This window comes from Pseudomonas sp. S2_F03, from assembly GCF_054668335.1.
The window spans coordinates 2751970-2778921 of the sequence record NZ_CP162759.1; the positions used below are offsets into that span (position 1 = coordinate 2751970).

Below are 26952 nucleotides of genomic sequence, written 5' to 3' on the forward strand. Positions count from 1 at the left end.
TAATTACTCCGGAATTAACGCACAACAACAGTGCGTCACCGTCCGTCCGCATGCGCGAAAAGCGTGCGCTGGTTGCCAGCCGAAATTGACTATAGACACTGCGTGATACACTGCCCGCCATTGTTTCCAGGACACTCATCATGCTCGCGCCCAAAGACTTCCTCGACGCCCTGACGGGCACCGCCTCCCGCCTCTTCAGCGGCGAAACCCCGCTGCCGAAAAGCGAAATCGAAAGCCAGTTCAAGACGTTGTTGCAGAGCGGCTTCAGCAAGCTCGACCTGGTCAGCCGGGAAGAATTTGATAGTCAGATGGTTGTGCTGGCTCGCACCCGTGCACGGCTGGAAAGTCTTGAGGCGAAAGTGGCGGAGCTGGAAGCGAAGCTCAATCCGCCGGCTGAGTAACGCCCCAAGCCCCCCTGTGCAATGCGATCCCCTGTGGGAGCGGGCTTGCCCGCGAATGGGGTCGCCTCCGTCTACCTGGCATCCCACGCTAGACAGACCATTCCTGTAGGAGCTGCCGAAGGCTGTGATCTTCTGATCTTGCGCCACGCCACCATCTCGGCAACGTCCTACAAAGATCACACCGCTGTCCGATTGCGCCGCAAATCTCCGGTTCCTAAGCTCACCTTCTGCTGAATATTCAGCTCTGGGTTTGGCGACCCGGAAGACCCCGACGCACTACGACCACATTCGACCGAGGAATTCATTCCATCTCGAATTATGGCGGCTATGCGTGGGAGACCTTCGGGTCTGCCGGTTCTCGGGCGTCACCGGTTCGCCAACCCGCGCACAGCTGCCACCCTTTTCGTTTGGCGACGATCAGAAGCAGTTTTCTTCACTCGACCCCGAGAATTGCACCATGAATGAAAACTATCTAATCCCCCACGTCTTCACCCGCCACAAACTCAGCCTCCACGCCCTCCTCCTCGAAAACCAGGCCTGGTTCAGTGCCCGTGATCTTGGCCGACTGCTCCGACTCTTCCTCGACGAACGCACCGTCCGAAAGCTCGCCCCCCGACCAGCGTCAAACCGCACGAATGCTCATCCACGGCGTCATCGAAAACACCCTGCTGATCAGCGAATCCGGCGTCTACGCATTACTGATCTACCACTACTGCCCCGAATACCGCGGTCTGCGCGAATGGCTGACTCACGAAGTAGTTCCAACCCTAAGAGACGCCCAACAACCCACCTCAACCGAACGCCCGATCCTGAGCCTGCTGAACTGGCCGCAGATGTCGTTGAGTTTGCTGCACTGGAATAACCAGCCGTGGATTCGGCTGCAGGATGTGCCACACGTACTACCGGACCAAGAACGATCACACTGTGCGGTGAACGAACCATGGTGGAAGCGTGCTTCGCGAGTACTCCAATCGTTTTGAGCTTCCGAAGCTCAACCACGGCCAATTTCGGCGATCCGCACATCGTGGGTCGATTGCAGATTCAGCCAGAATTCGATTGTGGTGTTCAGGTGAATGGAAAGCTTCTTGGCTAGTTCAGGGCCGACACGGATGTTCTGCGCCATCAACTCACGCAATTCAAACGGGGACATCCGCACCCGGCCCTGAAGATCAGCCACCGAAATACCCCACGGCTCAAGAAACTCCTTCTCAAGGATTTCGCCGGGATGAATCGGCCGCATTCCATTTGTGTTCATTTCCCTCCTGAGGGTTTGATCTGCTGTGATCATAAGCAGCTCCCTCGAGCGCACAAGAGCGCCCGTGCGCTTTGGCCGACGTCCCTCATGTATCTCGGCACAGTCCTACAAAACCAACGTCCATGCAGCGGATTGCACCCAGTACCAGCCCCGACGCAACCTTTGTAGCAGCTGGCGCAGCCTGCGTTCGGCTGCGCAGCAGTCGTAATCAAAGTACACGGTGTGTCAGGTAAACTTTGCCTGTCGAATTTACGACTGCTGCGCAGCCGAACGCAGGCTGCGCCAGCTGCTACAGATCATGCGAACCTGCAATATCTTGCGAAGATTTCCCACCTCTCCAGCCAGACTCCACGACTACCCTTCTAAAACCCGCAGGAAGCGGCCCCCGTACCACTCAAGGAACGACCATGTCCCTCTCCATCGTCCACAGCCGCGCCCAAATCGGCGTGGATGCGCCTGCCGTTACCGTTGAAGTCCACCTGGCCAACGGTTTGCCATCCCTGACCATGGTCGGTTTGCCGGAGGCGGCGGTGAAGGAAAGCAAGGACCGCGTACGCAGCGCGATCATCAATTCCGGGCTGCAATTCCCGGCGCGGCGCATCACGTTGAATCTCGCCCCGGCGGATTTGCCCAAGGACGGTGGCCGGTTTGATCTGGCGATTGCCTTGGGGATTCTGTCTGCCAGTGTGCAGGTGCCGACGTTGACGCTGGATGATGTGGAGTGTCTGGGAGAGCTGGCGCTGTCGGGCGCGGTACGAGCCGTGCGTGGGGTATTGCCGGCGGCATTGGCTGCGCGCAAGGCCGGGCGGTCGCTAATGGTACCGCGGGCAAATGCCGAAGAGGCATGCCTTGCCTCAGGGCTTAAGGTGATCGCGGTGGATCATTTGCTGGAAGCGGTCGCGCACTTTAATGGGCACACACCGGTCGAGCCTTACGTTTCCAATGGTTTGCTCTACGCCAGCAAACCCTATCCCGACCTCAATGAAGTGCAGGGGCAACTCTCGGCCAAACGCGCCTTGCTGATTGCCGCGGCAGGGGCACATAACCTGTTGTTCAGCGGGCCGCCGGGGACTGGGAAAACGTTGTTGGCCAGCCGTCTTCCGGGATTGTTACCGCCACTGGCTGAAAATGAGGCACTGGAGGTCGCGGCAATCCAGTCAGTTTCCAGTTGCGTGCCCTTAAGCCATTGGCCACAACGACCGTTCCGCCAACCTCATCACTCAGCTTCCGGGCCGGCATTGGTCGGCGGCGGATCGAAACCGCAACCCGGCGAAATCACCCTCGCCCACCACGGCGTTCTGTTTCTCGATGAACTCCCGGAATTCGATCGCAAAGTATTGGAGGTGTTAAGGGAGCCGCTGGAATCCGGTCATATCGTGATTTCCCGGGCCAAGGACCGCGTGAGATTCCCCGCCCGCTTTCAATTGGTCGCGGCGATGAATCCCTGCCCCTGTGGATATCTTGGCGAACCGAGTGGCAAATGCAGTTGTACGCCGGACATGGTCCAGCGCTACCGCAACAAACTGTCGGGTCCGCTGCTGGACCGAATCGACTTACACCTTACCGTTGCGAGGGAAGCCACTGCATTGAATCCGGCGCTCAAACCCGGCGACGACACCGCCACCGCAGCGGTGCTAGTGGCTGACGCACGAGAACGGCAACACAAGCGCCAGGGCTGCGCCAATGCGTTCCTCGATCTGCCGGGCCTGCGCAAACATTGCACGTTATCCACAGCCGACGAAAACTGGCTGGAGTCCGCTTGTGAAAGATTGACGCTGTCGCTGAGAGCCGCACATCGGCTGCTTAAAGTAGCCCGAACGCTGGCTGATCTTGAGCAAACCGATGAGATAAAGCGCGAGCACCTGGCCGAGGCATTGCAGTACCGGCCGAGTGCAAATTGAAGGATTTCATAAAGTCCAAAATGACCTCATGCAACCTATGCACACTTACGCTAGTCTCATACGGTTTTGGACCTCCGCTAATTGACGGCGACATCATTATGACATTAAGGTCGCCAGCTAATTGCAGGAGCAAGAACAGACACCTTTGTCTGTCATTATTTGCGCAACGATACATATGGAGTTTGAATGCGCGGGGCACTATTACGCAGCGGTAAGAGCGGGTCATTCACTGCCCTGGGCGAAACAGGTCAACCGGTCTACCGGGCGGCCCTGCAATTGCGCGAAGCCATTCGTCGCAAGAATCCCGAAATGGTCGATCATCTGGCCATCCCTCAGAGCGATGAGCTCGGCAACCAGATCGACTGGTACAGCGGCCTCGACGGCGATGTCATCCCCTGGAGCAGCGCGACCGAAGAAGAACGCGCCCCTGCCCGCCTCCAACTTGAATCCTTGAAGATAGCGCTCGACGAATTGAGCCAACGCTACCTGGGCACTGATCCGGCCGAACAGCAGCAAGGCGACAAAGCCGTGTTCGGCAAGTTGCTAAAGCGCGTCATTCATTTCCCTGACGAAAACTTCGTCTACCTGGTGCAAGGCAAACCGGTACTGACCTTTTGGGGTTTCGAGCACGCGGGCACCGACCGTAACCGCGATCCCCTGCACTGCCTGACTCAGGCTGCACCCGTGTTCACCCTGCCACCCGTGGTCGAAGCAGCGCCCGTTGTCGCGCCGATCGTGCCAGTGGTGGCTCGCCCGTGGTGGCGACGCTGGTGGTGGCTGTTGCTGCTGCCTTTCTTGCTGCTGTTGTTGTGGCTACTCTTGGGTTTACGCGGTTGCGTGCCGATTCCACGGGTGGCGGTTGATCTGCTTCCAGAGGGCGTCGTGCCCGTTGAAAGACAACTGGAAGAGCCACCATTGACCGGCAATGCCACGACATTGAATGGCGTCCCCGTGACAGGCACTGTCACAGGGACCACCACCGGCACCGCCGTGACGGGGACTCATGGTGTCGAAGCGCCAGCCGTCGAGGGTAACGAGGCTGATGCCGCGAGCGCCGACTTGGGCAAAAATCCAGGCATAGATCCAGGCAAAGATCAGGGTAAAGACCCGGCCAAAGACCCGGCAGCCGAATCGCCGGCCACGGCACCTGAAAACAAAACCGCTCCGCCTGCTGTCTCACCATCCGAGGCAGAAAAATCCGCCGCCGCAAAACCTGGCCCTCCCCTGAGCATTCCGCCAGACGCCGCTGACGGTGCCGCCAAGTTCCTCGACGGTCAGTTCCGCGCCGGTGCTGGCATTCAGGATCGTCGCACCGGCAAACCGCTGCGCCTGGAGTACCAACTCAAGGACGGCAAGGGCGAAGTCACCGTGCACCAGGCCGACGGCACCAAGTGCAGCGGGCCAGTGAGCGCTACCATGAAGGGTGGCAGCCTGGCCATCGACAGTCAGGGCCAAGCCGTATGTGGCGATGGCAGCACTTACGACATGCCCAAGGTCAACTGCCGCAAAGGGGCGACTACAGTCGCAGACTGCACCGGCGGTTACGGCAAAGAACAATTCCCCATGTCCATGCGGCACGTGGCCGAATAAAAACGGAATAACCCGACATGTTGCCTGAAGTCACCCAATTCGAAGACACCGTCACGCTGGTCAGCGACACCGGCATCCAGTTCATGGATTTCGCCCTGCGCCTGGATCCCCGCAAGGAACCGGCGGGCGAGTTCGCACCGATGATCAGCGGGCTGATCTGCCGTCTGGCGTACAACGAAGAGAAAGACTTCTTTTTCTACGAACCTGAACCGGAAAAGGTCGAAAAGGCCAAGCCTGTGTTCAGCGTCGACATGAAAAGCAGCCTCGAATTGCTCGACGGTGTCTGGCTGCCGACCCCGTTTTTCCGCTTCATGCCGCCGCATCGCTTCGACGAAGGCCCGACCAACTGGTCGCGCATGCGCCTGGTGAAACTGGCCACGCCAGACATTGACGGCAACACCCACCGCCTGACGATGGCCTTCGACAGCCGCGTGATGCCCAAGCGTGACGGCACCGCCTACCTGGCGCCGAACGAAGAAGACATCAGCTCCGGCGTGTCTTTCAAACTGGCGACCAAGGCCAGCGAAACCCGCTGGTTCCTGGCCCAGCCGTGGGTCAATGAATGGCTGCTGGAAGTGTTCAACGAAGGCAATACCCACCGTTCGCGCGAAGAGCTGGACATCGATATCCGCGCCAACTATCACCTGGCGCATTACCTGAATTTGCTCAGCCTGTTGAGCAAGCCGTCTGCCGCACAGCAGTCGACGGCTCGCCCGAAAGTCGAGATCCCCGAGCTGAAAGTGGTCGCCAACGACAGCAACGGCCTGGTCAAACCGATTCCGGTGGACCTGGTGCTGGACGTCGGCAACTCGCGTACCTGCGGCATCCTGATCGAGAACCATGGTCAGGCCGGCTCCGGGCTCAAGCAGAACTACGTGCTGGAACTGCGCGACCTGATCACCCCCGAGCACACCTACAACCTGCCGTTCGAAAGTCGCGTGGAATTTGCCCAGGCGTATTTCGGCAAGGACCACTGCTCGGTCAAGAGCGGCCGTCATGATGCCTTCCAGTGGGCGACGATTGCCCGTGTCGGCAACGAGGCCAGCCGTCTGGCCAGCCGTCGTCGCGGCACCGAAGGCTCCACGGGCCTGTCCAGCCCGAAACGTTATCTGTGGGACGAAAACGCCTACGGCCACGGCTGGCGGTTCAACTGCTCGTACATCAAGACCGATAACGAGCCCTACGCTACCGCCGCGCCGTTCTCACACCTGATCAATGAAACCGGCGAAGCGCTTTACAGCCTCGAAGAAGACGATCGCCTGCCGGTGTTCATGCCGCGTTATTCGCGCAGCTCGCTGATGACCTTCATGCTCGCCGAAGTGCTGGCCCAGGCGCTGTCGCAAATCAACAGCCCGGCCCAGCGCTCGCGCCAGGGGCACACCCGCGTACCGCGCCAGCTCAACAGCATCACCCTGACCGTGCCGCCGGGCATGCCGCAAGCTGAGCGCAGCATCCTCAACGAACGCATGCTGCAAGCCATAGGCCTGGTCTGGAAGAGCCTCGGCTGGCACGCCGGCGAGGAAGACCCGCATCAGGACCAGGCCCTGAGCCCGCGCACGCCGATCCCGAGCATCCGTGTGGAATGGGACGAAGCTTCCTGCGGCCAATTGGTGTACCTGTACACCGAGGTCAACGAGAACTTCGCCGGTCACCCGGAAGAGTTTTTCGACACCATCGCCCGGCCCGACAAGACCGACCGCGAGCGTATTACCCTGGCGACCATCGACATCGGCGGCGGCACCACGGACCTGGTCATCACCGACTATCGCCTCGACCGCGCCGGCAACACCGGCAGTGGCAGTAACGTGCACATCGTGCCCGAGCAGCGTTTCCGCGACGGGTTCAAAGTGGCCGGCGACGACATCCTGCTGGACGTAATTCAGGACTTCATCCTGCCGAGCTTTGAGAAAGCCTTGCAGAACGCCGGCGTAAAAGCGCCGGATTCGTTGATGTCACGGCTGTGCGGCGATGAGTCGGTCAGCGCCCAGGACATGATCCTGCGCCAGCAGTTGAACCTGCAGGTGTTCGCACCGCTGGGCCTGGCGCTGCTCAAGGCTTACGAGCATTACGATCCGCAGGTCCCGCAGGAAGTCACCCCGCAAAGCTACCGCCAATTGCTGGGTGACAACGCGATCAGCAAGACCGTGCTCGACTACGTCAATGCCGCCGTACGCCGCGATGTCGGCAGTCAGAGCGGCTTCGACGTGTATGAGGCACCCATCAGTTTCGACCTGCAAAAGCTTCATGCCGCATTTCTCAACGACCAGATCAACATCACCAAGATTCTTGGGGCGCTGTGTGAAGTGGTCGCGCATTACCCGTGCGACGTGCTGCTGCTGACTGGCCGCCCGTCGCGCCTGCCCGGCATCCAGGCGTTCATTCGCAAGGTGTTGCCGCTGCCGCCGGGGCGCATTCTGGCGCTGCAAAACTACCGCACGGGCGGCTGGTATCCGTTCCATAAAAATGGTCGGATCGACGACCCGAAAAGCACCGCCTCGGTGGGCGCCATGCTTTGCCTGCTGTGCGCCAACCACAGTGTGCCGAATTTCTACTTCCGTGCTTCGGCACTCAAGCCGTATTCGACGGTCAAGCACATCGGCGTCATCGACCTGAACAACGTGATCAAGGATGCCGACGTGCTGTACCGCGACATCCAGTCCGAAGACTACAAGATCAAGCTGCCGGTGATCGGCGTGGGCGATACCGCCGACACGCCGCAACTGGAAATGCGAGGCGACCTGCGCCTCGGTTTCCGCCAGTTGGCTGCCGATCGCTGGGCCGCGTCGCCGCTGTACACCTTGCGCTTCACCAAAGTCGGTCGGGAGAAGTTTTCCCGTGCCATCGGTGATAACGGCAGCGCGCCGCTGCTCAAGGTGCGATTCGAGGTCAAGCCGGCGGACAAATACACGCGCAAGCAGGATCTGGTCAGCGATCTCCTCTCGGTTCGCGACATCGAATCCAACTGCAATAATGTCAACTTCAACCCGCGCAGCGACCTCGTGCTGGAGCTCAACACCATGCTCGACGCCGGCCTGAACGATTCCAAGTACTGGCTCGACAGTGGAAGTGTGAAACGCAAATGAACGACCTGACCCCCGAACAACATCAGCTCTCAAACAGTTGGGCCGCTGTTTATGAAGGTGCCGGTCAGGCGCTGGATTGGATTGGCCAGACGCGCGGCAATGCGCCACGCCTGGACAGCGAAGCCGACAACCTGAACATCCGCCTGCACCGTGCCCGCAACCTGGCTCACAGCCTGGGCCGCGTGGCCTGCACGCCAATGACCATCGGCTTTTTCGGCTTGTCGCAGGCCGGCAAGTCCTACCTGATTTCGGCTCTCGCTGCTGGTCAGAACGGCAAACTGGAGACCGACTTCGGTGGCCAGCGCCTGGACTTCATCAAGCACATCAACCCGGTGGGTGGCGGCAAGGAAGCCACCGGCCTGGTGACGCGCTTCAGCCGCCGCGCCACGCCGAGCCAGGACAATGATTTCCCGGTCGAACTCACGCTGTTCAAGGAAATCGAGCTGGCGAAGATTCTCGCCAACTCCTGGTTCAAGGATTTCGACCTTGAACGCATTTCCTACGAGATCGACGAAGAACGTATCCAGCGCGTGCTCAAACCGTTCGAAGGTCGCGAAACCGGGCCGATGCAAACGGGCGTCAACGCCGACGATCTGGTGTCGCTGTGGGATTACCTGCGCGACAACTTCCGCAACTCAGTGAAGAAGCTGGAGCACCTGTACTGGCCCAAGGCGTTGCAACTGGCGCCGCGCCTGAATTTCCAGGAACGGGCCGAGCTGTTTTCGATCCTCTGGGGCGAGCAAAGCGAACTGACGCGCGTGTATCAGCAACTGGCCGGCGCGCTGCACAAGCTGGGCTTGCCCGAAACCGTGTTCGCGCCCCTGAAGGCCTTGGTGAGTTTCGAAAACGACACCTACAGCCAGCGCGACAGCATCATGAACGTCGACATCCTCGAACGCTTCGGTAGCCCGCTGGATTTGCCCATCGATGTTCGACCATGGGTGGGTGGCCGTCTGCAAAACAGTCAGGGCATCCCGGTCGCGCAACTGGCGGCACTGACCGCTGAAATGACCTTCCGCCTGATCGAAGCGCCGGTCGACGAAATCGTCAATCAGGTCGACCTGCTGGATTTCCCCGGTTATCGCGGGCGCAAAAAGCTGCACGAAATCGCCGATTCCAACGATCCCGAGTCCGCCACCAAGGACAACTCCGTCTCGCAACTGATTCTGCGGGGCAAGGTCGCCTACCTGTTCGAGCGTTACACCGACAACCAGGAAATGAACGCGCTGGTGGTTTGCACCGGTTCGACCAAACAAAGCGACGTCAACGACGTTGGCCCGGTGCTGACACGCTGGATCGAAAAGACCCAGGGCGCCGACTCGGCCGCTCGCGCGAAACGCGATACTGGTCTGATCTGGGCGCTGACTATGCTCGACCTGCGCATCAGCAACTCCCTGAGCCTGACACCTGATCAGTACGACGAGAGCTGGAACGGCATGGTCAAGCTGACCATGCTGGAGCGCTTCGGCAGCCTGAGCTGGATGAACGACTGGGCCGGGACACCGTTCCAGAACACCTTCCTGGTGCGCAAGCCACGCATGGACGCGGCGTTCATCGGGCAAGACGCGAACGGTGCCGAAACCGGCCTCAATGGCGGCTATGAAGATCGCGTCAAAGCGCTGGGCGAAAGCTTCGCCAGCAACGACCTGGTGTGCAAACACATCAAGAACCCGGCCAACGCCTGGGCCGAAATGCTGCGCAACGATGACGGTGGCATCAGCCACTTCAGCGGCAGTTTCACTGGCGTTGCCAACCTCGAATTCAAATTGCAGCGCATCCGCGAGCAATTGAGCGAATGCCTCGAAGGCCTGACTACGCATGGCCTGAGCACCTGGTATTACGCCGACGGTGACGGCGCCGCAGCGGCGAAAAAAGCGCAAGCGCAGATGATACTCACGGGCCTGGGCCGTCGTCCGGCGGTGCTCGGCGAGCTCATCGATCAACTCGACATGCCGAGCGAAGAGGTGCGCGACCTGTACCTCAGCGGCGTGTACGAAACCGATGACGAGCCTACCGTGACCGACGAACCGGTCGCGCCGACACCGAGCCAGAGCCTGTACGGCAACGACGCCGGTTTTGATTTCGATTTCGGCGACGACCTGAGTCACGACAGCACACCGGTCAGCAGCAAAGCCAGTACTCCGGTGCCAGAGCTGCAAAGCAACGAGCACCGCTTCGCCAAAGCCGCGTTCAAGGCCTGGATCGCGCACCTGCGTGAACTGACCACCCGGCAAAGTCTGCTCAACCTCCTCGGGCTGGAAAAGGCGTTGCTCGAAGCGGTGGTCGACGAACTGATCACCGCCGCTTACCGCCAGGACTTGCCGGGGCAACTGAGCCGTGCGGTCCTCAAGCGTGCGCAAAGTGGCGCGCGCCGCGATCAACTGGTCGAGCGTCAGGTACTGGAAGTGCAACGTGTATTGCGCGATTTCGTCTCCTGGTTCGGCTACATCCAGAAGCCGGTAAGCGAACGTCCGAACAGCCGGGCCGGTGCCAAGTTGCCCTTGTTCTCGTTCTATACCGACATCAGTCCGGGACAAGTGCCGGTGCTGCCGCCGCAACCGGCGAACCAGGCGCAGCGGTATCTGGGTGACTGGCTCTCGGGCCTTGCCTACATCACCCAGGACAATGCCGGCCATGGCGCCGGGCGCGAAATCACCCCTGAACAGAACGAACGGCTGGGCAAAGTGCTCACAGCCTTCGCAGCGAGATAAGCAATGCCAATTCGTGTCGACCTGCTCGCCTTAGAGCCCAATGTGCCTGGCCAGGCCCGCCTCACCGTAAAGAAATGGCAGGGTGGCGAGGAACAGCTGGAGTTTTCCATTCAGCGTAACCAGGACGGTTTTTACCTTCAGGGCCAGAAGGCCTGGAGCAACAATCCGTTCTGGTTCAAAGTCTCGCGCTTCACCGCCAACGGCGAATTCCTGTTAACTCAGGTTGGCCCGGACGTGGTTGACCCATTGCTGGAAGGCAGCGGCAACTCGCAATTTCGCATCGAACTTCGCGAACAGAGCCTGGGCCATGTCGACGCAGGCGTGATACTTCCGGCCAACAACCTGCTGGCTTCCACGGCTGGCGGCCAGACGCGCTCGACGTACGGCGGCGCCGACCTGACGACACCGGTAGCACCGGCACCGGAGATCCCTGACCTGCCGGAACTGGTCCTGCCGCCCGCCGAGGCAGAAGTGGAACCGGAACCGGAGCCGGTATTCGCCGACCCCGTCGAGACACCGCCGCCGCCACCGGCGAAGAAAAGCAACAAAGGCCTGATCGGCCTGTTGATGGTCGTGGTGTTGCTGTTGGCAGCAGGCGCTGGATTCTGGTTCTACAAACGCACTCCCGCACCCGCTCCGGTGGCCGCAGCCCCTGCTGCCGCGCCGGCCGGCGCCGACGCACAGGCCTGCACCCTCGAGAGCATGAACAGCCTGCCCGAATTGACCTTCGTCCAGACCTGCATCAAGGCTGCGCCCGACAGTGCCAAGTTGCTGGAGATCATCAACCAAGCCAAGGCCGGCAAGCACTGTGGCATCGCCCAGCGTCTGTACGCCAACCGTGCCCAGGCCGGTGACGCGTTGATCGCCAACGCCTATGCCCGCGAATACGACCCGAAATACCTGAAGGCCAGCGAGTGCTTCCCGGTCGCGGACAACGCCACCGCCGCCTACTGGTACGAAACCATCCTCACGCAGGACCCGAACAACGCCGAAGCCAAGCAGCGCTTCGAGGAGTTGCAGAAGTGATGCGTTCGCCCGTGAGTCGATTCCTGCTGAGCAGTGCCGCCTTGTTGGCACTGTGCATCAGCCCGCTGTCCCAGGCCGATGACAAACCGCTGATCCAGGCCGGTAAAAAGACCCTGTTCCAACGCGTACTGACCACGCCGGGCTGCAAGATCAGCCCGACGGCGGGCGGCGCGGCAGGCGACGAGCAACCGGTCTTCAGCCGCTTTTATGTGTACGAGCGCGCGCAAGCGAACAACGCCGAATGGCTGAAAGTCGGCCCCGACAGTTACGGCAAAACCATTGGTTGGCTACCTGCCGGCTGCACCACCGATTGGAAAATGCAGCTGACGCTGGCGTTCACCAACCCGGCTAACCGCGACCGGCTGCTGTTTTTCAAGGACCGCGCCACTGTCGAAGGCATCCTGGATGCGCCAGACCCGGTCAGCAAAGTCGCGCCGCTGCGGGCCACGCTGAAAAAAGGCCAGCAAGCACCGGGCGTACTGGCGGAAGAACCTGAATACTTCGTCGACCTGCAAAAGCAGTTCTACCTGCTGCCGGTGCTCAGTGGCGAAGAAGTCATGACCGAAAGCGGTTTCCGCACGCGCCTGCTCAACGTCGCGTCGGTCAGCAAACCGGATGACAAGACGGCCAAGGGCGGTGCGGCAAACAGCGCTGCCGGCGGCAAGGAAGCCGAAGACAAAACGGCCAGCCAGTTGAAGGAATTCAGTGCGGCGGTGGTGTTTGTCATCGACTCGACGATCTCGATGGACCCGTACATCGACCGCACCCGCGAGGCGATCCGCAAGGTTTATCAGAAGATCGAAGCGCAGAATCTCGGCAAGCAGGTCAAGTTCGGCATGGTGGCTTTCCGTTCCAACACCCAAGCGGTGCCGGGGCTGGAATACACCACCAAAATGTACGCCGACCCTACCAAGGTGAAAGACAGCGCCGACTTTTTCGCCAAGATCGCCGACCTCAAACAGGCCAACGTATCGAGCAGCAGCTTCGATGAGGACTCATTTGCCGGCGTCATGGAGAGCATCGACAAAGTCGACTGGAGCCAGTTCGGTGCGCGCTACGTGGTGTTGATCACCGATGCGGGCGCCATCGAGGGCGACGACAAACTGTCGAAGACCGGGTTGAGCGCAGCGCAGGTGCGTATCGAGGCCGCCAATCCGGGTGTAGCTATCTATACGCTGCACTTGAAAACCCCGGCCGGGGCCAAGGACCACGCCAAGGCCGAAGCGCAGTACCGGGACCTGTCGACTTACCCTGGCACCAACACCTCGCTGTACTACCCGGTAAATGCCGGCGATGTGCAGGAGTTCGGTCGCAAGGTCGACGCACTGGCCGCCGCGATCACGACGCAGGTGAAAGCCGCCTACATGGGCGAAGACGCCATCGGCAGCGCGGCGAACGCCAAGCAGGACCCGGCCGAGAAGAAAATGCTCGAAGACGCGGCGCTGATCGGCCATGCCATGCAACTGGCCTATCTCGGCGAGAAGACCAACAGCAAGGCCCCGCCGGTGTTCAAGGCGTGGATCACCGACCGCGACCTGATCAAGCAGAACATCCCGACCACCGATGTGCGGGTGCTGCTGACCAAGTCTCAGCTCAGCGACTTGAGCGACGTGATGAAGCAGATCCTCGATGCGGCCAACGAAGGCCTGATTTCGCCGACGGAAATGTTCGAGCGCCTGCGCTCGGTGGCGGCGACCATGGGCGCCGATCCCAATCAGCTCAAGCAGAACAGCAAAGCCAAACTGGCGGACATGGGTGTGCTCGGCGAGTACCTCGAAGACCTGCCCTATCAGAGTGAAGTGTTGAACCTGGATGAAGAAACCTGGAAGAGCTGGGACGGTCTGGCCCAGGAGAAATTCATCCGCACGCTCAATACCAAACTGCGGCATTACCAGCGTTACAACGCGGATGTTGACCGCTGGGTAGCTCTAGCCAAGGACAGCGACGCGCGGGACAACGTGTACCCGGTGCCACTGGAAATGATGCCTTAACGAGACACCCATGCTCGATATCAAGAACCTGCTGGTGCGTCGTGGTGACGGCGCGCTGGCCCACCACGTGCGCCTGCCGCACTTGCAGGTTGGCGCCGGAGAAATCCTCGCCATCACCGGCGAGAGTGGCAGCGGCAAAAGCACATTGCTCGAAGCCATCGGCCTCTTGCTCGCGCCTGTCGAACTCGAGCGCTTTCGCCTGGGCCCGACGTCAGCGGCACCGGCTCAAGACATCGCTCAACTGCTCGCCAGCGACGACCAGCCCGCCCTGGCGGCGGTGCGTTCACGGCATTTGGGATTCATTTTGCAGAGCGGCGGCTTGCTGCCGTTCCTCAGCGTGCGTGACAACATCAGCCTGCCGCGCCGTTTGCTCGGGATGTCGGCGAAGAGCGAGCACATCGACCACGCTGTTGACGTGTTGCGCCTGAGCGGGTTGCTGGATAAACAACCGCAGGCATTGTCGATCGGCGAACGCCAGCGCGTTGCCTGCGTTCGGGCCATTGCCCATGAACCGGTGCTGCTGCTGGCCGACGAACCGACCGCCGCGCTCGACCCCCACAGCGCCCGGCGTTTGTTCGAGTTGCTGCTGAGCCTGGTGTCGAACATGGGCTTGAGTGCACTGGTGGTGTCCCATGATTGGGCCTTGCTGAAGTCTTTCGGCTTGCCGCGACTGGGTGCTGTCAGCCGTCAGGGAGAGACACTGTTTGAACCCATGGATTAATCAAGTGCGCCTGTTGGGCTCATTGGCGCTGCAAGACCTCTGGCACGACCGCAAGGTCTCGCTGTGCATCGCCGCCTCCCTGGTGGCGGTGATCGCGCCGCTGTTGCTGCTGTTTGGTCTCAAGCACGGGGTGGTCAGCCAGTTGCAGGACGAACTGCTGCGCGACCCGCGCAACCTTGAAGTGAAGATGCTCAGCAACGGCAACTACGACAGCGCCTGGATCGAGCGTTTGCGCCAGCTCCCCGAGACCGGCTTTGCCCTCGGCCAGACGCGCTCGCTCAATACCCAGGCTGATTTGCTGATGGGCATGCAACGCTTTGTCGAAGGTGCGGAAATCATTGCCACCGAACCGGGCGACCCGCAACTGAACCTCGCGTCGCTCAACCCGGTCGGCAATCAAGTGATCCTCAGCGCCAGCGCCGCGCAACGCTTGCAGGCCAAGGTCGGCGACAGTGTGCAACTGCGGGCGCTGCGCCGCCTGGAAGGTGTCAATGAACGCGGCGAGATAACACTGACGGTGCTCGCCGTGCTCGACGGTGCACGTTTCGGTCGCGCCGCCGGGTTTGTCGCCCCGCCGTTGCTGTTGAACCTGGAGCGCTTTCGCGATGGCTATGAGGTCAGTGCGTTCGGCGTTGCCACCGGCAAGCCTCTGGACAACCTGCAACCGCTGTATGCCCGTGCCCGGGTGTATGCGCGCGACATCGATCAAGTGGCGCCACTGGAGCGCTGGCTCAACGAACAACACATCGAAACGTCGAGCCGACTGGCCGACATCGACAACGTCAAAGCCATCAACCATGTGCTGGGGCTGATTTTCGGGGTTATCGCCATGGCGGCGCTGATCGGCTGCGTAGCGTCGATGGTCGGCGCGTTCCTGGCCAACATCGACCGCAAGCGCAAAAGTCTCGCGGTGCTGCGCCTGCTGGGTTTCAAACGCAGGGCCGTCGGTGGTTTCGTGGTCCTGCAAGCGTTGCTGCTGAGCCTGGCCGGTTACGTGGGCGGGCTGGGCTTCTATGCCGTTGGCAGTCATCTGTTCGACTATTTGCTCGGCAGCAGCCAGGCCACCGGCACGTTCGTGTGCCACATTACGGTCTGGCATGGCCTTGGCGCCCTGCTCCTGACCTTTCTGGTCGCTGCGCTGGTGGCCGTGATTGGCGCCATGCGAGCCATCAACATCCAACCTGCGGAGAGTCTGCGTGAGCTATAAACGTTTTGGCTTGCTATTGCCACTGGGCCTTGGCTATTTGCTCGACGCCTCGGCTGCGGGCTGGGAAGAGAAGTATTACAACCCGATGCCGGACGCCGCCGACGTGGTGCTGCCGATGCCCTGCGAAGGCTCGATGGTCTTTCGCAAGGTGTTCATTCCGGTGGCAGGGCCGCTCGATGACTACCCGATCAACATCGGTCAGGACGGCGCGGAATATGGCTACGTCGAACAGACGCGGCCGACGTTCATCGCCGGCAGTTTTACCGGTGCCAAGAACGACAAGTCCCGCTATTACCTGATGGCCAAGTACGAGATGAGTCAGTTGCAATACGCCGCACTGACCGAAGAAACCTGCCCGACGGCTGCGACCAAGATGCGCTTGCCGCAAGTGGCGGTGAGCTGGGTGCAAGCCATCGAAGCCGCCGACAAATACAACCTGTGGCTGCGCAAGAACGCCGCCGACAAGTTGCCCAAGGAAGACGGGGCGATGGGCTTCTTGCGCCTGCCGACTGAAGTCGAGTGGGAGTTCGCCGCACGCGGCGGGCTGGAAGTCGGCGCCGCTGAATTCCGCGACACGCACTACCCGATGCCCGAAGGGATCAACGCCTACGAGTGGTTCGCCGGGGCGCAATCGTCCAACGGCAAGCTGCAATTGTCTGGCCTGCAAAAGCCCAATCCGCTGGGCCTGCATGACATGCTCGGCAACGTCGACGAAATGATGTTCGAACCGTTTCGCCTGAACAAACTCGACCGCCAGCACGGTCAGGCAGGCGGCTACGTGGTCCGTGGCGGCAACTACCTGACAGCGCAAGCCGACCTGCGTACTGCGTTGCGCAAGGAAGAGCCGTATTACAATGCCGAAGGCCAGGTGAAAAACAAAACCACCGGCCTGCGACTGGTATTGGTCTCGCCGACCCTGACCTCCCGCGAGCGCGTCGCCAGCATTGAAAACAGCTGGAAGAAACTTGGCACCGGCAGCAAAGAAACCGAGTCTGCCGACAAAGGCACCGTTCAATCCTTGAACAGCCTGGCCTCGGGCGTCGAAGACAAAGCCCTCAAGGAAAAGCTCCAGGCCCTGGAAAACCAGTTGCGCGCCAGCAACCAGCAACAGGAAGAAACCCGCGACCAGGCGATCCGCGCCAGCCTGAACCTGGGCGCGTTCCTGTGCACCAAGATGCTCGACGACGGCCAGTACGTGGACTTCCTGCAAAAGAACTACAAGCTCAATTGCGAAGCCGCGGAAAAGGACGCGAGCTGCGACATGCGCAAAGGCAAGCTCGAGGAGCAGAAGGATCGCCTGCACAAACTCAGCCGTTACTACGCCAGCAGCCTGGTGGAATCGGCGACCTTGTACGGCCAGCCACTGCTTGAAAAACAGGTTCCGGTGATGGAAGAAATCATCACCCGCAACAAACAGCTGCAAGACCTCAAACCGTACTTGCGCACCCACTGGGCCAATCAGAAGGCGTTCCTGCAAAAGCAGAAGATCGACACTGAGGCCTGGCTGACCAGCTGCAAAACCGTCACTCAATAACAACATGTCAACACCGTCATCTAGGAGTTTCACCATGTCGCGCAGCCTTTGGACTCGCTTCAAGCTACAGATTGCTTTCGTACTGACCGGCAGCCTGCTGCTGACCGGTTGCGCCAACACCGGCAGCTCCATGCTCGGCGAAAGCGGCGGCGGCACCGACCCGCGCCTGACCCAAGGCCAAGATGCAGAGTTTTTCAGCAAATCCGGCTACCAGGCCTGCGCGGTCGGCGCCGGTGTCGGCATCCTCACCTGCGCGCTGTCCAACAGCAGCAACAAAGCCGTGTGCGCCATCGCTGCCGGCATTACCGCGTGTGGCGTGGCCATGGGCGCGAACTACTATCTGGATCAGCGTCGCAGCGAATACGCCGATACCACCACCCGCTTGGCGAAGATGAACAGCGACGTCGAACAAGACACCCAGAACGTGATCGCCCGTACTGCGACCGCTCAGCAAGTGATCAACGATGACGAGGCGCGCATCGCCCAGATCAAAAAAGACATCGCCAACAAGAAAGTCGACAAGACCAAGGCCCAGACGCAAATCGCCGAAATCGATTCGAACATCGCCCGCCTGCGTAAAGACCTCGGCAACATGCGCACCAAAGTCACCGAGTACACCAAAGTAGCCGATGCCGAACGCGCACAAGGCGCACAAGGTGCCGAGATCAAGCAAGTGGACATGAACATTGCGAAAATGAACCAGAAAGTCACGGCCCTGCAGAAGGAAGTCGACGGTCTGTACAGCCAACGCTCCGCGATCACCCTGGGCTAAGCACATGACACTACGACAGCTGGCGGTCCTTACCGCCGTCCTGGCCCTGAGCGGTTGCGCGACGAAGCCCGGCGAATGCGATTCGACCAATCGCGACAGCAGCATGCTGACCAAGATGAACTGCGACTACTCCGGTGGTTACAGCGATCAGGTCAAGCAGAAGGAGCTGGCCCTGAGCGAGTCCCGCCAGCAAAACGCAATGTTCCATCAGGTGTACGCGGACATTCAGGCCCAGCAACTGAGCACTAAAGCCGATCTGGCGAGCCAGCAGAAATCCCAGGCAGCGCTGAATCAGTCTTTGAGTCAGTTGCTAAGCTCGCTCAAGGCTCGGCGTGGCAACGAAAGCAGTGTGCAGAAGCAGATTGCCAGCATCGAGCAGCAACTCAAGGCCTCGCAAGCGGCGCCAACGACCAAAGCCACTCCAGCATCGCTGGCGGCCAAGCAGGAACAACTGAAGGCGTTGCAGAAGAAGGTCAATCAGCTGCAATTCAGCCTCGGTTACGAAGAGTAATGTTCACCCCGCAGGCATCTCCTGGATGCCTGCACTTTTTCAGGAATCGTCGTCATGCAGCGGGTCATCAGGGATGCGCAAGCCACACCGGAGGGGATGAGTGCGCTGCAAGCCAAAGTCGCCCTCATCCAGAAACACTTTCCGCCGACCGTCGCCAGTCTCTTCGCCATCCCGCGAATGGGCAGTGGTGACGTGCTGGAATGGTGGACCGAACTGGGTGGGCAACCCACGCCCTACGCCGACCTCAACGAGGACGCGCAACGACGTTTGCTGGAAACCTATGAAGTGCGTCAGACGTCCTTGGGACAGCTGGCGGACGAACTGCAAAAACGCGGTCAGCCCACGGTAGCGGATGACCTGCGCAGCCTGCTCGGCACGCCTGAGCTGGACAAACTCTACAGCCTCAACGGTGAGCCGTTGGTGGTGCGCTGGAACCAGCGCCCGCCAAAACCGATCGTACCGCCGGTTGTTCCGGTGGCGCCGATCGTACCGCCGTCACGGCGTGGCTGGTGGATTGCGGCAGCCCTGCTCGCGCTGCTGTTGCTGCTTCTGGCGCTGTGGCTCTGGTGGTTCCTGCACCGTGAACCGGTCGTCGTGGCTCCGCCGGTAGCGCCTGTTGCGCCAGTTGTAACGCCGGTGGAAAAACCGGTCGAGCCTGTTCCCGAGCCTGTTGTGGAACCGGAGCCTGCTCCAGAACCAGAACCCGCGCCAGAACCGGTGCCACCACCCAAGCCGGTCCCACCACCAAAACCGGTAGTGGCCGCGCCGCCGCCACCACCACCGCCACCGCCACCGCCGCCACCTCCGGCCCCGACGCTGGATAACTTCGCCTGCCGCAAAAAAGCGCCTGACGCCAAGATCCCGCAATTCGTGGTGGTGCTCGACACCTCAGGCTCGATGGATTTGAACATCAAGTCCGTGAAAGCCGACGAAGACTGGTTCTTCGGCAATGAGCTGAACAAGTACCTGGACGTGAACCGCACCCAACAGATCTTCGCCAAGCCGAGCCGCATGGACGTCGCCAAGGACTCGTTGGCCGGCATGATCAACGGGCTGGACCCGAAGATCGACACGCGCCTGATCACCTTCGCCGGTTGTGAAAGAACACCGGACCAGGGCGTGTTCAGATTTGGCGATCGCCCGCGGCTGATCAACGGGATTCGAGGCCTGGTTCCCAACGACGGTACACCGCTGGCTGACAGCCTGGCCTACGCGGCCAGCACCGTTGACGGGCGCAATAACGATGCCGTGATCGTGATGTTCGTCGACGGTGAAGACGGCTGCCAGAAAGACGCCTGCGCCGTGTCGCGCCGAATCGCCAAGGAACAACCGCGACTACGGGTCAACGTGGTGAAAATCGGCGCCGGTGGCCCGTCGCGCTGCATCGCCGAAAACACCGGTGGCCGGGTTTACAACAGCACCAATGCGTCTGAATTGGCCAATCAGTTGAAACAGGCAAGCAAGGAAGTATCGAGCAATGCCAAGTGCGACTAGCCGGGAATAGATCCTGAATTGAGGTGACCCCATCGCGAGCAAGCTCGCTCCCACACTGGATATGTGATCGACACATAACCCTGTAGGAGTGAGCCTGCTCGCGAAAGCTATTTCAGAGACGCCTCAACGAAACCGGTCAACCTCTTGGCGCAAGTCCGCCGCGAGCTTCTCCAGCTCCTTGGCCGTCACCGCCAGGTTGGACACCACTTCGCGCTGCTCACTGTTGGCCAGCGCAATGCTTTGCAGGTTGCTACTCAGCAACGTTGCGGTGCTGCTTTGCTCCTGGGTCGCGGTGGTAATCGCCGCAAACTGCTGACCGGCCGAACGGCTCTGCTCGTCGATTCGCGCCAAGGCCGAAGCCACGTTGGCGTTACGCGACAAACCTTCCTGCATCAACACATTGCCCTGCTCCATGGTGCTGATGGCGTTGCCGGTTTCCTGCTGGATGCTGCTGATCATCCCGGAAATTTCGTCAGTGGCCTGACGAGTACGCGAAGCCAGGTTGCGCACCTCATCGGCAACCACCGCAAAACCACGGCCCTGTTCACCGGCACGGGCCGCTTCGATGGCGGCGTTCAGTGCCAGCAGGTTGGTCTGTTCGGCAATCGAGGTGATCACCCCGACGATGCCGCCGATTTCTTGTGAGCGCTGACCGAGGGTGTTGATCACCGTCGCGGTGCTGTTCAGTGCGCTGGCGATTTGCTCCAGCGACGAGGACGCTTCACCCATCGACGTACGACCGATCTGGGTTTGTTGTGCGTTTTCCTGGGCCAGACGCTGAGTGTTGCCCATGTTGTCGGCAATGTTCAGGGACGTGGCGCTGAACTCTTCCACGGCGCCGGCCATGCTGGTGATTTCGCCGGACTGTTGCTCCATCCCTTCATAGGCGCCACCGGACAGGCCGGACAATGCCTGGGCGCGGCTGTTGACCTCCTGCGAGGCTTTGCGGATGTGCTCGACCATGGTCGACAGGGCCTGGCTCATCTGGTTGAACGCGCGGGCCAGTTGACCGATCTCATCGTTGCTCGACACGTTCAGGCGCACGCTCAAATCACCGGCGCCCAAGGCTTCGGCCTGGCGCACCAGATCGCTCAGCGGTGCGAGCTTGCTGCGCAACAGCCAGACGGCTGAACCGACCGCGATCAGCATCGCCAGCAGACTGCCGATGGCCAATTGAATGCCGACACTCCAGGTCACGGCACTGATTTCGGCTTTGGGCATGTTCGCCACCACCGACCATGGTCCGCCGTCGAACGGCACGGCTACGCTGTAGAAGTCTTCCGATTTGTCGCCCCAGAAATCACCCTTGCCCGGTGTTTTCGCCAGGTCGACGATGGCCGCAACTGCTTGATCCAGTGCCTGCACGCCCGCCGGCGGCACCAACCATTTGTTTTGTTCATCCAGCAACGCCAGCGAACCGGTCTGGCCGATACGGAAGCGCTTGAGGTTGGCGAACTGGGCGTTCTGCGCGTCGGTGTAATCGAACCCTACGAACAGCACGGCAATCACCTTGCCGCTGCTGTCGCGTACGGGGGTGTATTGCGTCATGTAGGAACGTTCGAAAAGCAGGGCGCGTCCCACGTAGCTCTGCCCCGACATCAAACGCGCATACGCCGGATGGGCGTGGTCAAGCAGCGTGCCGATGGCGCGGTTGCCGTCCTGTTTGGTCAGGGAGGTGCTGACCCGAATGAAGTCTTCGCCACTGCGCACGAACAACGTGGCCACACCGGCGGTCATTTGCTTGAACTCGTCGACTTCCTTGAAGTTGTTGTTCAACACTTCGCTGCCCAGGTGCAGCCCCGGGGTCTGCACACCGGCCACCGTCACCGGCTCATCCGGGTGCAGGCTCAGGCCGGAGCTGAAGCGCTTCTCGAACAGGCCGCTCAGACGCTGGGTGCTTTCGCGCAAAGTACCGTGGAAGGTACTCAACTGATCGGCCAGTAACCGGGCTTCACTGGCCAGGTGCTCTTCGCGGGTCGCGAGGTTGGCAGTGTCCAGCGAACGCAGGGCGAACACGGTACTGCCAGTGATGACAATCGCCAGTATCACGGCAAGCGCAAGGCCAAGCTGTGAGGCAATCCGGGCACGGGGTTGAGACATGACAACTCCTGGCCGAGCGCCCTGCCCCCTGTTTGATCGGGCTGCACACTCAGCAAAATTTTTCTAATAATGGGAACAGCGCTGGACCTGCACGAAGGTTCCATTTGCAGATTTTCGGCGGCGATTCTGAATACTTGAGTAAATAGCCGGGATATGGCGCAAGGCCTCTATCACGCCAGCTCTATCGATTCAGCTCAAACGCTGCACATCCGGTAATTCCATCGCCCGGACTTCACCCAACAGAAAATCGCTGAGCCGGCGCAAACGATCACCTCCGGGGCGGGTTTTCGGCCAGACAAGGTAATAATTCTCACCGCTGGCAACGGCGGTCGGCCACGGCAAACTCAAACGCCCCTGCGCGACATCCTCCGCCACCATCAACAAATCCCCCATGGACACGCCGTAGCCCCGGGCGGCGGCAATCATGCCCAGCTCCAATGTGTCGAACACCTGCCCGCCCTTGAGCGAGACCTGATCGGTCAGGCCCATGCGGTCCAGCCAACTGCGCCAGTCGCGACGATCCGGCGTCGGGTGCAGCAGTTCGGTGCTGGCCAGGCGTGCAACGTCCCACGGCTGATCGTTCAGAAGATTCGGCGCGCCCACCGGAATCAGCTCCTCCGGGAACAGCAGCGTCGCTTCCCAGTCCGGCGGGAAATGCCCGTTGCTGAGGATCACGGCGCAGTCGAACGGTTCCTGATTGAAGTCCACCGAGTCGATGTCCATCCAGGCACTGGTCAGTTGCACTTCATTGCCCGGCTGCAGGTGCCGAAAGCGGCTGAGCCGCGCCAGCAGCCAGCGCATGGTCAATGTCGAAGGGGCTTTCATGCGCAGGATGTCGTCTTCGGCGCGCAAGGTATTGCAAGCGCGTTCCAGGGCGGAGAAACCGTCACGAATGCCCGGCAAAATCAGCCGTGCCGACTCGGTCAACTGCAGGTTGCGTCCACTACGGTGAAACAGCCGACAGGCAAAATGCTCTTCGAGTGTACGAATGTGTCGGCTGACGGCACTCTGGGTGATCGACAATTCTTCGGCGGCGCGAGTAAACGAGCTATGCCGAGCCGCCGCTTCAAATGCGCGCAAGGCATATAAGGGAGGAAGACGACGAGACATGCGGAAAGCTCCTATAGCGCAATCCGCTTACCCTAGCAGAATCTCCATCGCATGAGTTTGACTCATGCTACCCATCCTTTTTATCCCTTTGTGCAAACCCCTTGAAGCGCCGAGAATCGACCCTTTCCAGTTCACTTTGATAATCGAGCGTGATGACCATGAAGCATCCAGCGCGTATTGAACTCGGGGCCATCCTGCGGCTGGCGGGGCCGCTGATTGCCTCGCAGTTGGCGCACATGCTGATGGTCCTCACCGACACCTTGATGATGGCGCGCCTGAGTCCCGAGGCATTGGCCGGTGGCAGTCTGGGGGCAGCGAGCTATTCGTTCGTGTCGATTTTCTGCATCGGCGTGATTGCCGCCGTCGGCACCCTGGTGGCGATTCGTCAGGGCGCAGGCGACATCATCGGCGCTGCGCGGCTGACCCAGGCCGGTATGTGGCTGGCGTGGTTGATGGCACTGGTGGCCGGGCTGCTGCTGTGGAATCTCAAGCCTGTGCTGTTGCTGTTTGGCCAGACCGAGTCCAACGTCCACGCGGCCGGGCAGTTTCTGCTAATCCTGCCGTTCGCCCTGCCCGGTTACCTGAGCTTCATGGCCCTGCGCGGTTTCACCAGCGCCATTGGCCGGGCGACGCCGGTCATGGTGATCAGCCTCGGCGGTACGGTGGCGAACTTCCTGCTCAACTACGCCTTGATCACCGGTATGTTCGGCCTGCCGAAACTCGGGCTGATGGGTATCGGACTGGTGACGGCGATTGTTGCCAACCTGATGGCCGTGGCGCTGGCGGTGCACATCCGTCGGCACCCGGCGTATGACGCCTACCCCTTGCGCCAGGGCCTGTCGCGACCTAACCGTCGGTATTTGAAGGAGCTGTGGCGCCTCGGCCTGCCGATTGGCGGCACATATGCGGTGGAGGTCGGGCTGTTTGCGTTCGCCGCGCTGTGCATGGGCACCATGGGCAGCACGCAGTTGGCGGCGCACCAGATCGCCCTGCAGATCGTGTCGGTCGCGTTCATGATACCGGCCGGGATTTCCTACGCGATCACCATGCGTATCGGCCAACACTACGGCGCCGGGCAGTTACTGGATGCGCGGTTGGCGGGCCGGGTCGGGATTGCTTTCGGCGCGGCTGCGATGCTCGGTTTCGCCATGGTCTTCTGGTTCCTGCCGAACCAGTTGGTCGGCCTGTTCCTGGACCAGAACGACCCGGCCTTTCGCGACGTTATCAACCTGGCTGTGAGCCTGCTGGCGGTGGCGGCCTGGTTTGAGCTGTTCGACGGCACACAGACCATCGCCATGGGCTGCATACGCGGGCTCAAGGACGCCAAGACCACATTCCTGGTCGGGTTGGGCTGTTACTGGCTGATTGGCGCACCGGCCGCGTGGTGGATGGCCTTCCATGTGCACTGGGGGCCGACGGGCGTCTGGTGGGGGCTGGCGCTGGGGCTGGCGTTTGCGGCGGTGAGTCTGACGCTGGCGTTCGAGTGGAAGATGAAGCGGATGATTCGGCAGGAGCCGTCGTCACACCAGCGTTTCGAAATCCCTCAGCCAGACTGAGATCCCTGTAGGAGCATGGCTTGCCCGCGATGAACGATAACGCGGTGTGCCTGCAAGACCGTGTCGCCTGCATCGCGGGCAAGCCTTGCTCCTACAGGATCCTCGCTAGTTCACGACTTCCAGCACTGGCTGCTGATCGCTGGCTGACGTCAAATACTCAACGAGCTCCGCCAACGGCAGTGGCTTGCTGATCAGGTAGCCCTGCACCTGATCGCAGCCAAAACCGCGCAACAGATCCAGCTGTTCCGGTGTTTCCACCCCTTCGGCAACCACCTCGAGATTGAGGTTGTGCGCCAGGTTGATCATCGCGTGGACCAGTTTGCGATTCTCCTCACGTTCTTCCATGCCGCCGACAAAGCTCTTGTCGACCTTCAGCAACGCGATCGGCAGGCTGTTGAGGTGCACGAAGGACGAGAACCCGGTGCCGAAGTCATCCAGCGAGAAGCGCACGCCCAGCCGCCCGAGGGCGTCCATGGTTTGCTTGACCAGATCGCTGCGACGCATCACCGCGGTTTCCGTCAGTTCGAATTCAAGCCACTGCGCTTCGACACCACGCTCGGCAATCAACCGGCTCAACGTGGACAGCAATTGGCTGTCCTGAAACTGCCGGAACGACAGGTTGATCGCCATGTGCAACGCCGGCAGCCCCTGCTCACGCAAGGCCTGCATGTCGCGCAGGGCCCGGGAAATCACCCAGTAACCAAGCGGCACGATCAAACCGCTTTGCTCGGCCAGCGGTACGAATTCGCTCGGTGGCAACAAACCGCGCTCGGCGTGTCGCCAGCGCACCAGGGCTTCAAGGCCGACGATCTGGCCGTCATCCAGGTTCAGGCGGGGTTGGTAGTGCAGTTCGAGCTCGTCACGCCGCAAAGCCCGGCGCAACTCGCTTTCGAGATCGGCCATGCTGCGGGCGTTGCGGTTGATGCGTTCGTTGAAGATGTGAAAGGTGCAGCCTTGCGTGCTCTTGGCTTGCTGCATGGCGATGTGCGCGTGCCACATCAGCGGGTCGGCGCCGGCCTGGACCCGGGCGTGGGCAATGCCCAGGCTGGACCCGATCAACAGGCTTTCGCCGTCGACCCAGTAAGGTTCTGCCAGTGCTTCGGTGATGCGCTCGGCCATCCATTCGGCGCGCTGAGGCGCACGGCGGGTGTCGATCAGCAGGGCGAATTCGTCACTGCCCAGGCGCGCCAGTTGGTCGCCGGCCTCAAGTTGGCTTTTGAGCCGAGCGACCACTTGCAGAATCAATCGGTCGCCGGCCTGGTGGCCGAGGGCATCGTTGGCGTGACGGAAGTTGTCGAGGTCCAGGTGACCGAGGGCCAGGCCCCGGCCGTCGTTTTCTGCGAGGCGCGCTGCCAGCAGGGTCTGAAAACCCTGGCGATTGGCGATGCCGGTCAACGGGTCTTGCTCGGCCAGACGCTGCAAGGTGTTTTCCAGCAAGCCACGCTCGCGCACATGCCGCAGGCAACGGCGCAGCATGCCGGCATCGAGCAGGTCACGCACCAGCCAGTCACTCACGCTGTCGGGCGTCGTCACTGGCTCGTGCTCGAGCAACAACACCGTTGGCAAGCTGCAACGACCCGGTAGCGGCTGAAGTGCAGGAACAGTCAACAACACCGCGTTACGGTTGTCATCGAACAAACTGCTGACCGACTCCCAGCTCGGCGCGCTGATGAGCACGGCCGAGCTCCCCATCGGAGCCAGACACTCGCGCAACAACGCTGCCCACGCTGGCTCTTCGGCCAGTAACAGCAAACGCAAGGGTTCGACAGGCGTAGACAAGCTAGCTCCCTAGACTCTGCAAAGATGTAGGCGGCGGGCATTATGCCGCGCGGGTAACCAATGACCAAATGACATCGGTTATCAAACGCGTTTTGCGCCCGGAATAAGAACATTAGCCGCACATTCACCGCGCATCCTGCTTGAAAGTAACAAAACCGGCAATTAGAGAAAGCGTGTTACGTCACAAGTCGGACAGAGCAGCACAATTCG

18 protein-coding genes and 1 pseudogene are annotated in these 26952 nt (G+C 60.8%); 15 read left to right on the forward strand and 4 right to left on the reverse strand.

What is annotated here, in order from left to right; all coding sequences use genetic code 11:
* Positions 1-140 precede the first annotated feature (140 nt).
* Complete coding sequence (locus AB4N76_RS13035; protein ID WP_460164529.1) at positions 141-401, forward strand: accessory factor UbiK family protein; 261 nt, start codon at positions 141-143, stop codon at positions 399-401.
* A 457-nt stretch (positions 402-858) separates the two neighbouring features.
* Positions 859-1381: pseudogene (locus AB4N76_RS13040) on the forward strand (BRO-N domain-containing protein).
* A gap of 11 nt (positions 1382-1392) precedes the next feature.
* Here the strand turns inward: AB4N76_RS13040 and AB4N76_RS13045 are convergent.
* Positions 1393-1689: a HigA family addiction module antitoxin gene (locus AB4N76_RS13045; RefSeq protein ID WP_371916697.1), complete on the reverse strand. Its 297-nt coding sequence runs from the start codon at positions 1687-1689 to the stop codon at positions 1393-1395.
* Positions 1690-2063: 374 nt separating this feature from the next.
* Here AB4N76_RS13045 and AB4N76_RS13050 point away from each other — a divergent pair, with 374 nt between their 5' ends.
* The 12 genes from AB4N76_RS13050 to AB4N76_RS13105 all read left to right on the forward strand — a co-directional run bounded on the left by AB4N76_RS13050 (position 2064) and on the right by AB4N76_RS13105 (position 20197).
* Complete coding sequence (locus AB4N76_RS13050) at positions 2064-3557, forward strand: YifB family Mg chelatase-like AAA ATPase (protein ID WP_046030628.1); 1494 nt, start codon at positions 2064-2066, stop codon at positions 3555-3557.
* Positions 3558-3743: 186 nt separating this feature from the next.
* Positions 3744-5147, forward strand: coding sequence for an SrfA family protein (locus AB4N76_RS13055; protein WP_046030630.1), 1404 nt, complete (start codon positions 3744-3746; stop codon positions 5145-5147).
* A 17-nt stretch (positions 5148-5164) separates the two neighbouring features.
* Positions 5165-8230, forward strand: coding sequence for a virulence factor SrfB (locus tag AB4N76_RS13060; protein ID WP_046030632.1), 3066 nt, complete (start codon positions 5165-5167; stop codon positions 8228-8230).
* On the forward strand, positions 8227-10941 hold the full coding sequence (locus tag AB4N76_RS13065) for a putative virulence factor (RefSeq protein WP_046030635.1): 2715 nt from the start codon (positions 8227-8229) through the stop codon (positions 10939-10941). The genes AB4N76_RS13060 and AB4N76_RS13065 overlap by 4 nt, the downstream gene beginning before the upstream one ends.
* A gap of 3 nt (positions 10942-10944) precedes the next feature.
* Positions 10945-11967: a hypothetical protein gene (locus AB4N76_RS13070; RefSeq protein WP_046030637.1), complete on the forward strand. Its 1023-nt coding sequence runs from the start codon at positions 10945-10947 to the stop codon at positions 11965-11967.
* Positions 11967-13958 (forward strand): vWA domain-containing protein, encoded by a 1992-nt coding sequence (locus AB4N76_RS13075; RefSeq protein ID WP_080943042.1) that lies wholly within the window; start codon positions 11967-11969, stop codon positions 13956-13958. The genes AB4N76_RS13070 and AB4N76_RS13075 overlap by 1 nt, the downstream gene beginning before the upstream one ends.
* A gap of 10 nt (positions 13959-13968) precedes the next feature.
* On the forward strand, positions 13969-14679 hold the full coding sequence (locus AB4N76_RS13080) for an ABC transporter ATP-binding protein (protein WP_046030639.1): 711 nt from the start codon (positions 13969-13971) through the stop codon (positions 14677-14679).
* A complete protein-coding gene (locus tag AB4N76_RS13085; protein ID WP_460164530.1) occupies positions 14663-15886 on the forward strand; it encodes an ABC transporter permease in 1224 nt (407 codons plus the stop codon). Before AB4N76_RS13080 ends, AB4N76_RS13085 begins: the two co-directional genes overlap by 17 nt.
* Complete coding sequence (locus AB4N76_RS13090; RefSeq protein ID WP_046030643.1) at positions 15876-17420, forward strand: SUMF1/EgtB/PvdO family nonheme iron enzyme; 1545 nt, start codon at positions 15876-15878, stop codon at positions 17418-17420. The genes AB4N76_RS13085 and AB4N76_RS13090 overlap by 11 nt, the downstream gene beginning before the upstream one ends.
* Positions 17421-17454: 34 nt before the next feature.
* Entirely contained in the window at positions 17455-18192 is a 738-nt protein-coding gene (locus AB4N76_RS13095; protein ID WP_077431042.1) for a hypothetical protein, read from the forward strand.
* Positions 18193-18196: 4 nt separating this feature from the next.
* Positions 18197-18703, forward strand: a complete 507-nt coding sequence (locus tag AB4N76_RS13100) for a hypothetical protein (protein ID WP_046030645.1) — start codon at positions 18197-18199, stop codon at positions 18701-18703.
* A gap of 54 nt (positions 18704-18757) precedes the next feature.
* Positions 18758-20197, forward strand: a complete 1440-nt coding sequence (locus AB4N76_RS13105) for a vWA domain-containing protein (protein ID WP_046030646.1) — start codon at positions 18758-18760, stop codon at positions 20195-20197.
* 123 nt (positions 20198-20320) lie between these two features.
* Here the strand turns inward: AB4N76_RS13105 and AB4N76_RS13110 are convergent, their stop codons facing one another.
* Both AB4N76_RS13110 and AB4N76_RS13115 read right to left on the reverse strand, forming a co-directional pair.
* Positions 20321-22297: a methyl-accepting chemotaxis protein gene (locus AB4N76_RS13110; RefSeq protein ID WP_046030647.1), complete on the reverse strand. Its 1977-nt coding sequence runs from the start codon at positions 22295-22297 to the stop codon at positions 20321-20323.
* A gap of 189 nt (positions 22298-22486) precedes the next feature.
* On the reverse strand, positions 22487-23407 hold the full coding sequence (locus tag AB4N76_RS13115) for a LysR substrate-binding domain-containing protein (protein ID WP_046030648.1): 921 nt from the start codon (positions 23405-23407) through the stop codon (positions 22487-22489).
* A gap of 158 nt (positions 23408-23565) precedes the next feature.
* Between AB4N76_RS13115 and AB4N76_RS13120 the strand changes: the two genes are divergently transcribed.
* A complete protein-coding gene (locus tag AB4N76_RS13120; RefSeq protein ID WP_046031106.1) occupies positions 23566-24963 on the forward strand; it encodes a NorM family multidrug efflux MATE transporter in 1398 nt (465 codons plus the stop codon).
* A 105-nt stretch (positions 24964-25068) separates the two neighbouring features.
* Here the strand turns inward: AB4N76_RS13120 and AB4N76_RS13125 are convergent, their stop codons facing one another.
* Positions 25069-26742: a putative bifunctional diguanylate cyclase/phosphodiesterase gene (locus AB4N76_RS13125; protein ID WP_046030649.1), complete on the reverse strand. Its 1674-nt coding sequence runs from the start codon at positions 26740-26742 to the stop codon at positions 25069-25071.
* Positions 26743-26952: the final 210 nt, after the last annotated feature.

Coding starts and splice junctions, on each gene's coding strand:
- AB4N76_RS13045 (WP_371916697.1), bottom strand. CDS start 1,689: ATGATCACAGCAGATCAAACCCTCAGGAGGGAAATGAACACAAATGGA.
- AB4N76_RS13050 (WP_046030628.1), top strand. CDS start 2,064: ATGTCCCTCTCCATCGTCCACAGCCGCGCCCAAATCGGCGTGGATGCG.
- AB4N76_RS13105 (WP_046030646.1), top strand. CDS start 18,758: ATGCAGCGGGTCATCAGGGATGCGCAAGCCACACCGGAGGGGATGAGT.
- AB4N76_RS13065 (WP_046030635.1), top strand. CDS start 8,227: ATGAACGACCTGACCCCCGAACAACATCAGCTCTCAAACAGTTGGGCC.
- AB4N76_RS13060 (WP_046030632.1), top strand. CDS start 5,165: ATGTTGCCTGAAGTCACCCAATTCGAAGACACCGTCACGCTGGTCAGC.
- AB4N76_RS13100 (WP_046030645.1), top strand. CDS start 18,197: ATGACACTACGACAGCTGGCGGTCCTTACCGCCGTCCTGGCCCTGAGC.
- AB4N76_RS13110 (WP_046030647.1), bottom strand. CDS start 22,297: ATGTCTCAACCCCGTGCCCGGATTGCCTCACAGCTTGGCCTTGCGCTT.
- AB4N76_RS13055 (WP_046030630.1), top strand. CDS start 3,744: ATGCGCGGGGCACTATTACGCAGCGGTAAGAGCGGGTCATTCACTGCC.
- AB4N76_RS13080 (WP_046030639.1), top strand. CDS start 13,969: ATGCTCGATATCAAGAACCTGCTGGTGCGTCGTGGTGACGGCGCGCTG.
- AB4N76_RS13120 (WP_046031106.1), top strand. CDS start 23,566: ATGAAGCATCCAGCGCGTATTGAACTCGGGGCCATCCTGCGGCTGGCG.
- AB4N76_RS13070 (WP_046030637.1), top strand. CDS start 10,945: ATGCCAATTCGTGTCGACCTGCTCGCCTTAGAGCCCAATGTGCCTGGC.
- AB4N76_RS13095 (WP_077431042.1), top strand. CDS start 17,455: ATGTCGCGCAGCCTTTGGACTCGCTTCAAGCTACAGATTGCTTTCGTA.
- AB4N76_RS13035 (WP_460164529.1), top strand. CDS start 141: ATGCTCGCGCCCAAAGACTTCCTCGACGCCCTGACGGGCACCGCCTCC.
- AB4N76_RS13115 (WP_046030648.1), bottom strand. CDS start 23,407: ATGTCTCGTCGTCTTCCTCCCTTATATGCCTTGCGCGCATTTGAAGCG.
- AB4N76_RS13075 (WP_080943042.1), top strand. CDS start 11,967: ATGCGTTCGCCCGTGAGTCGATTCCTGCTGAGCAGTGCCGCCTTGTTG.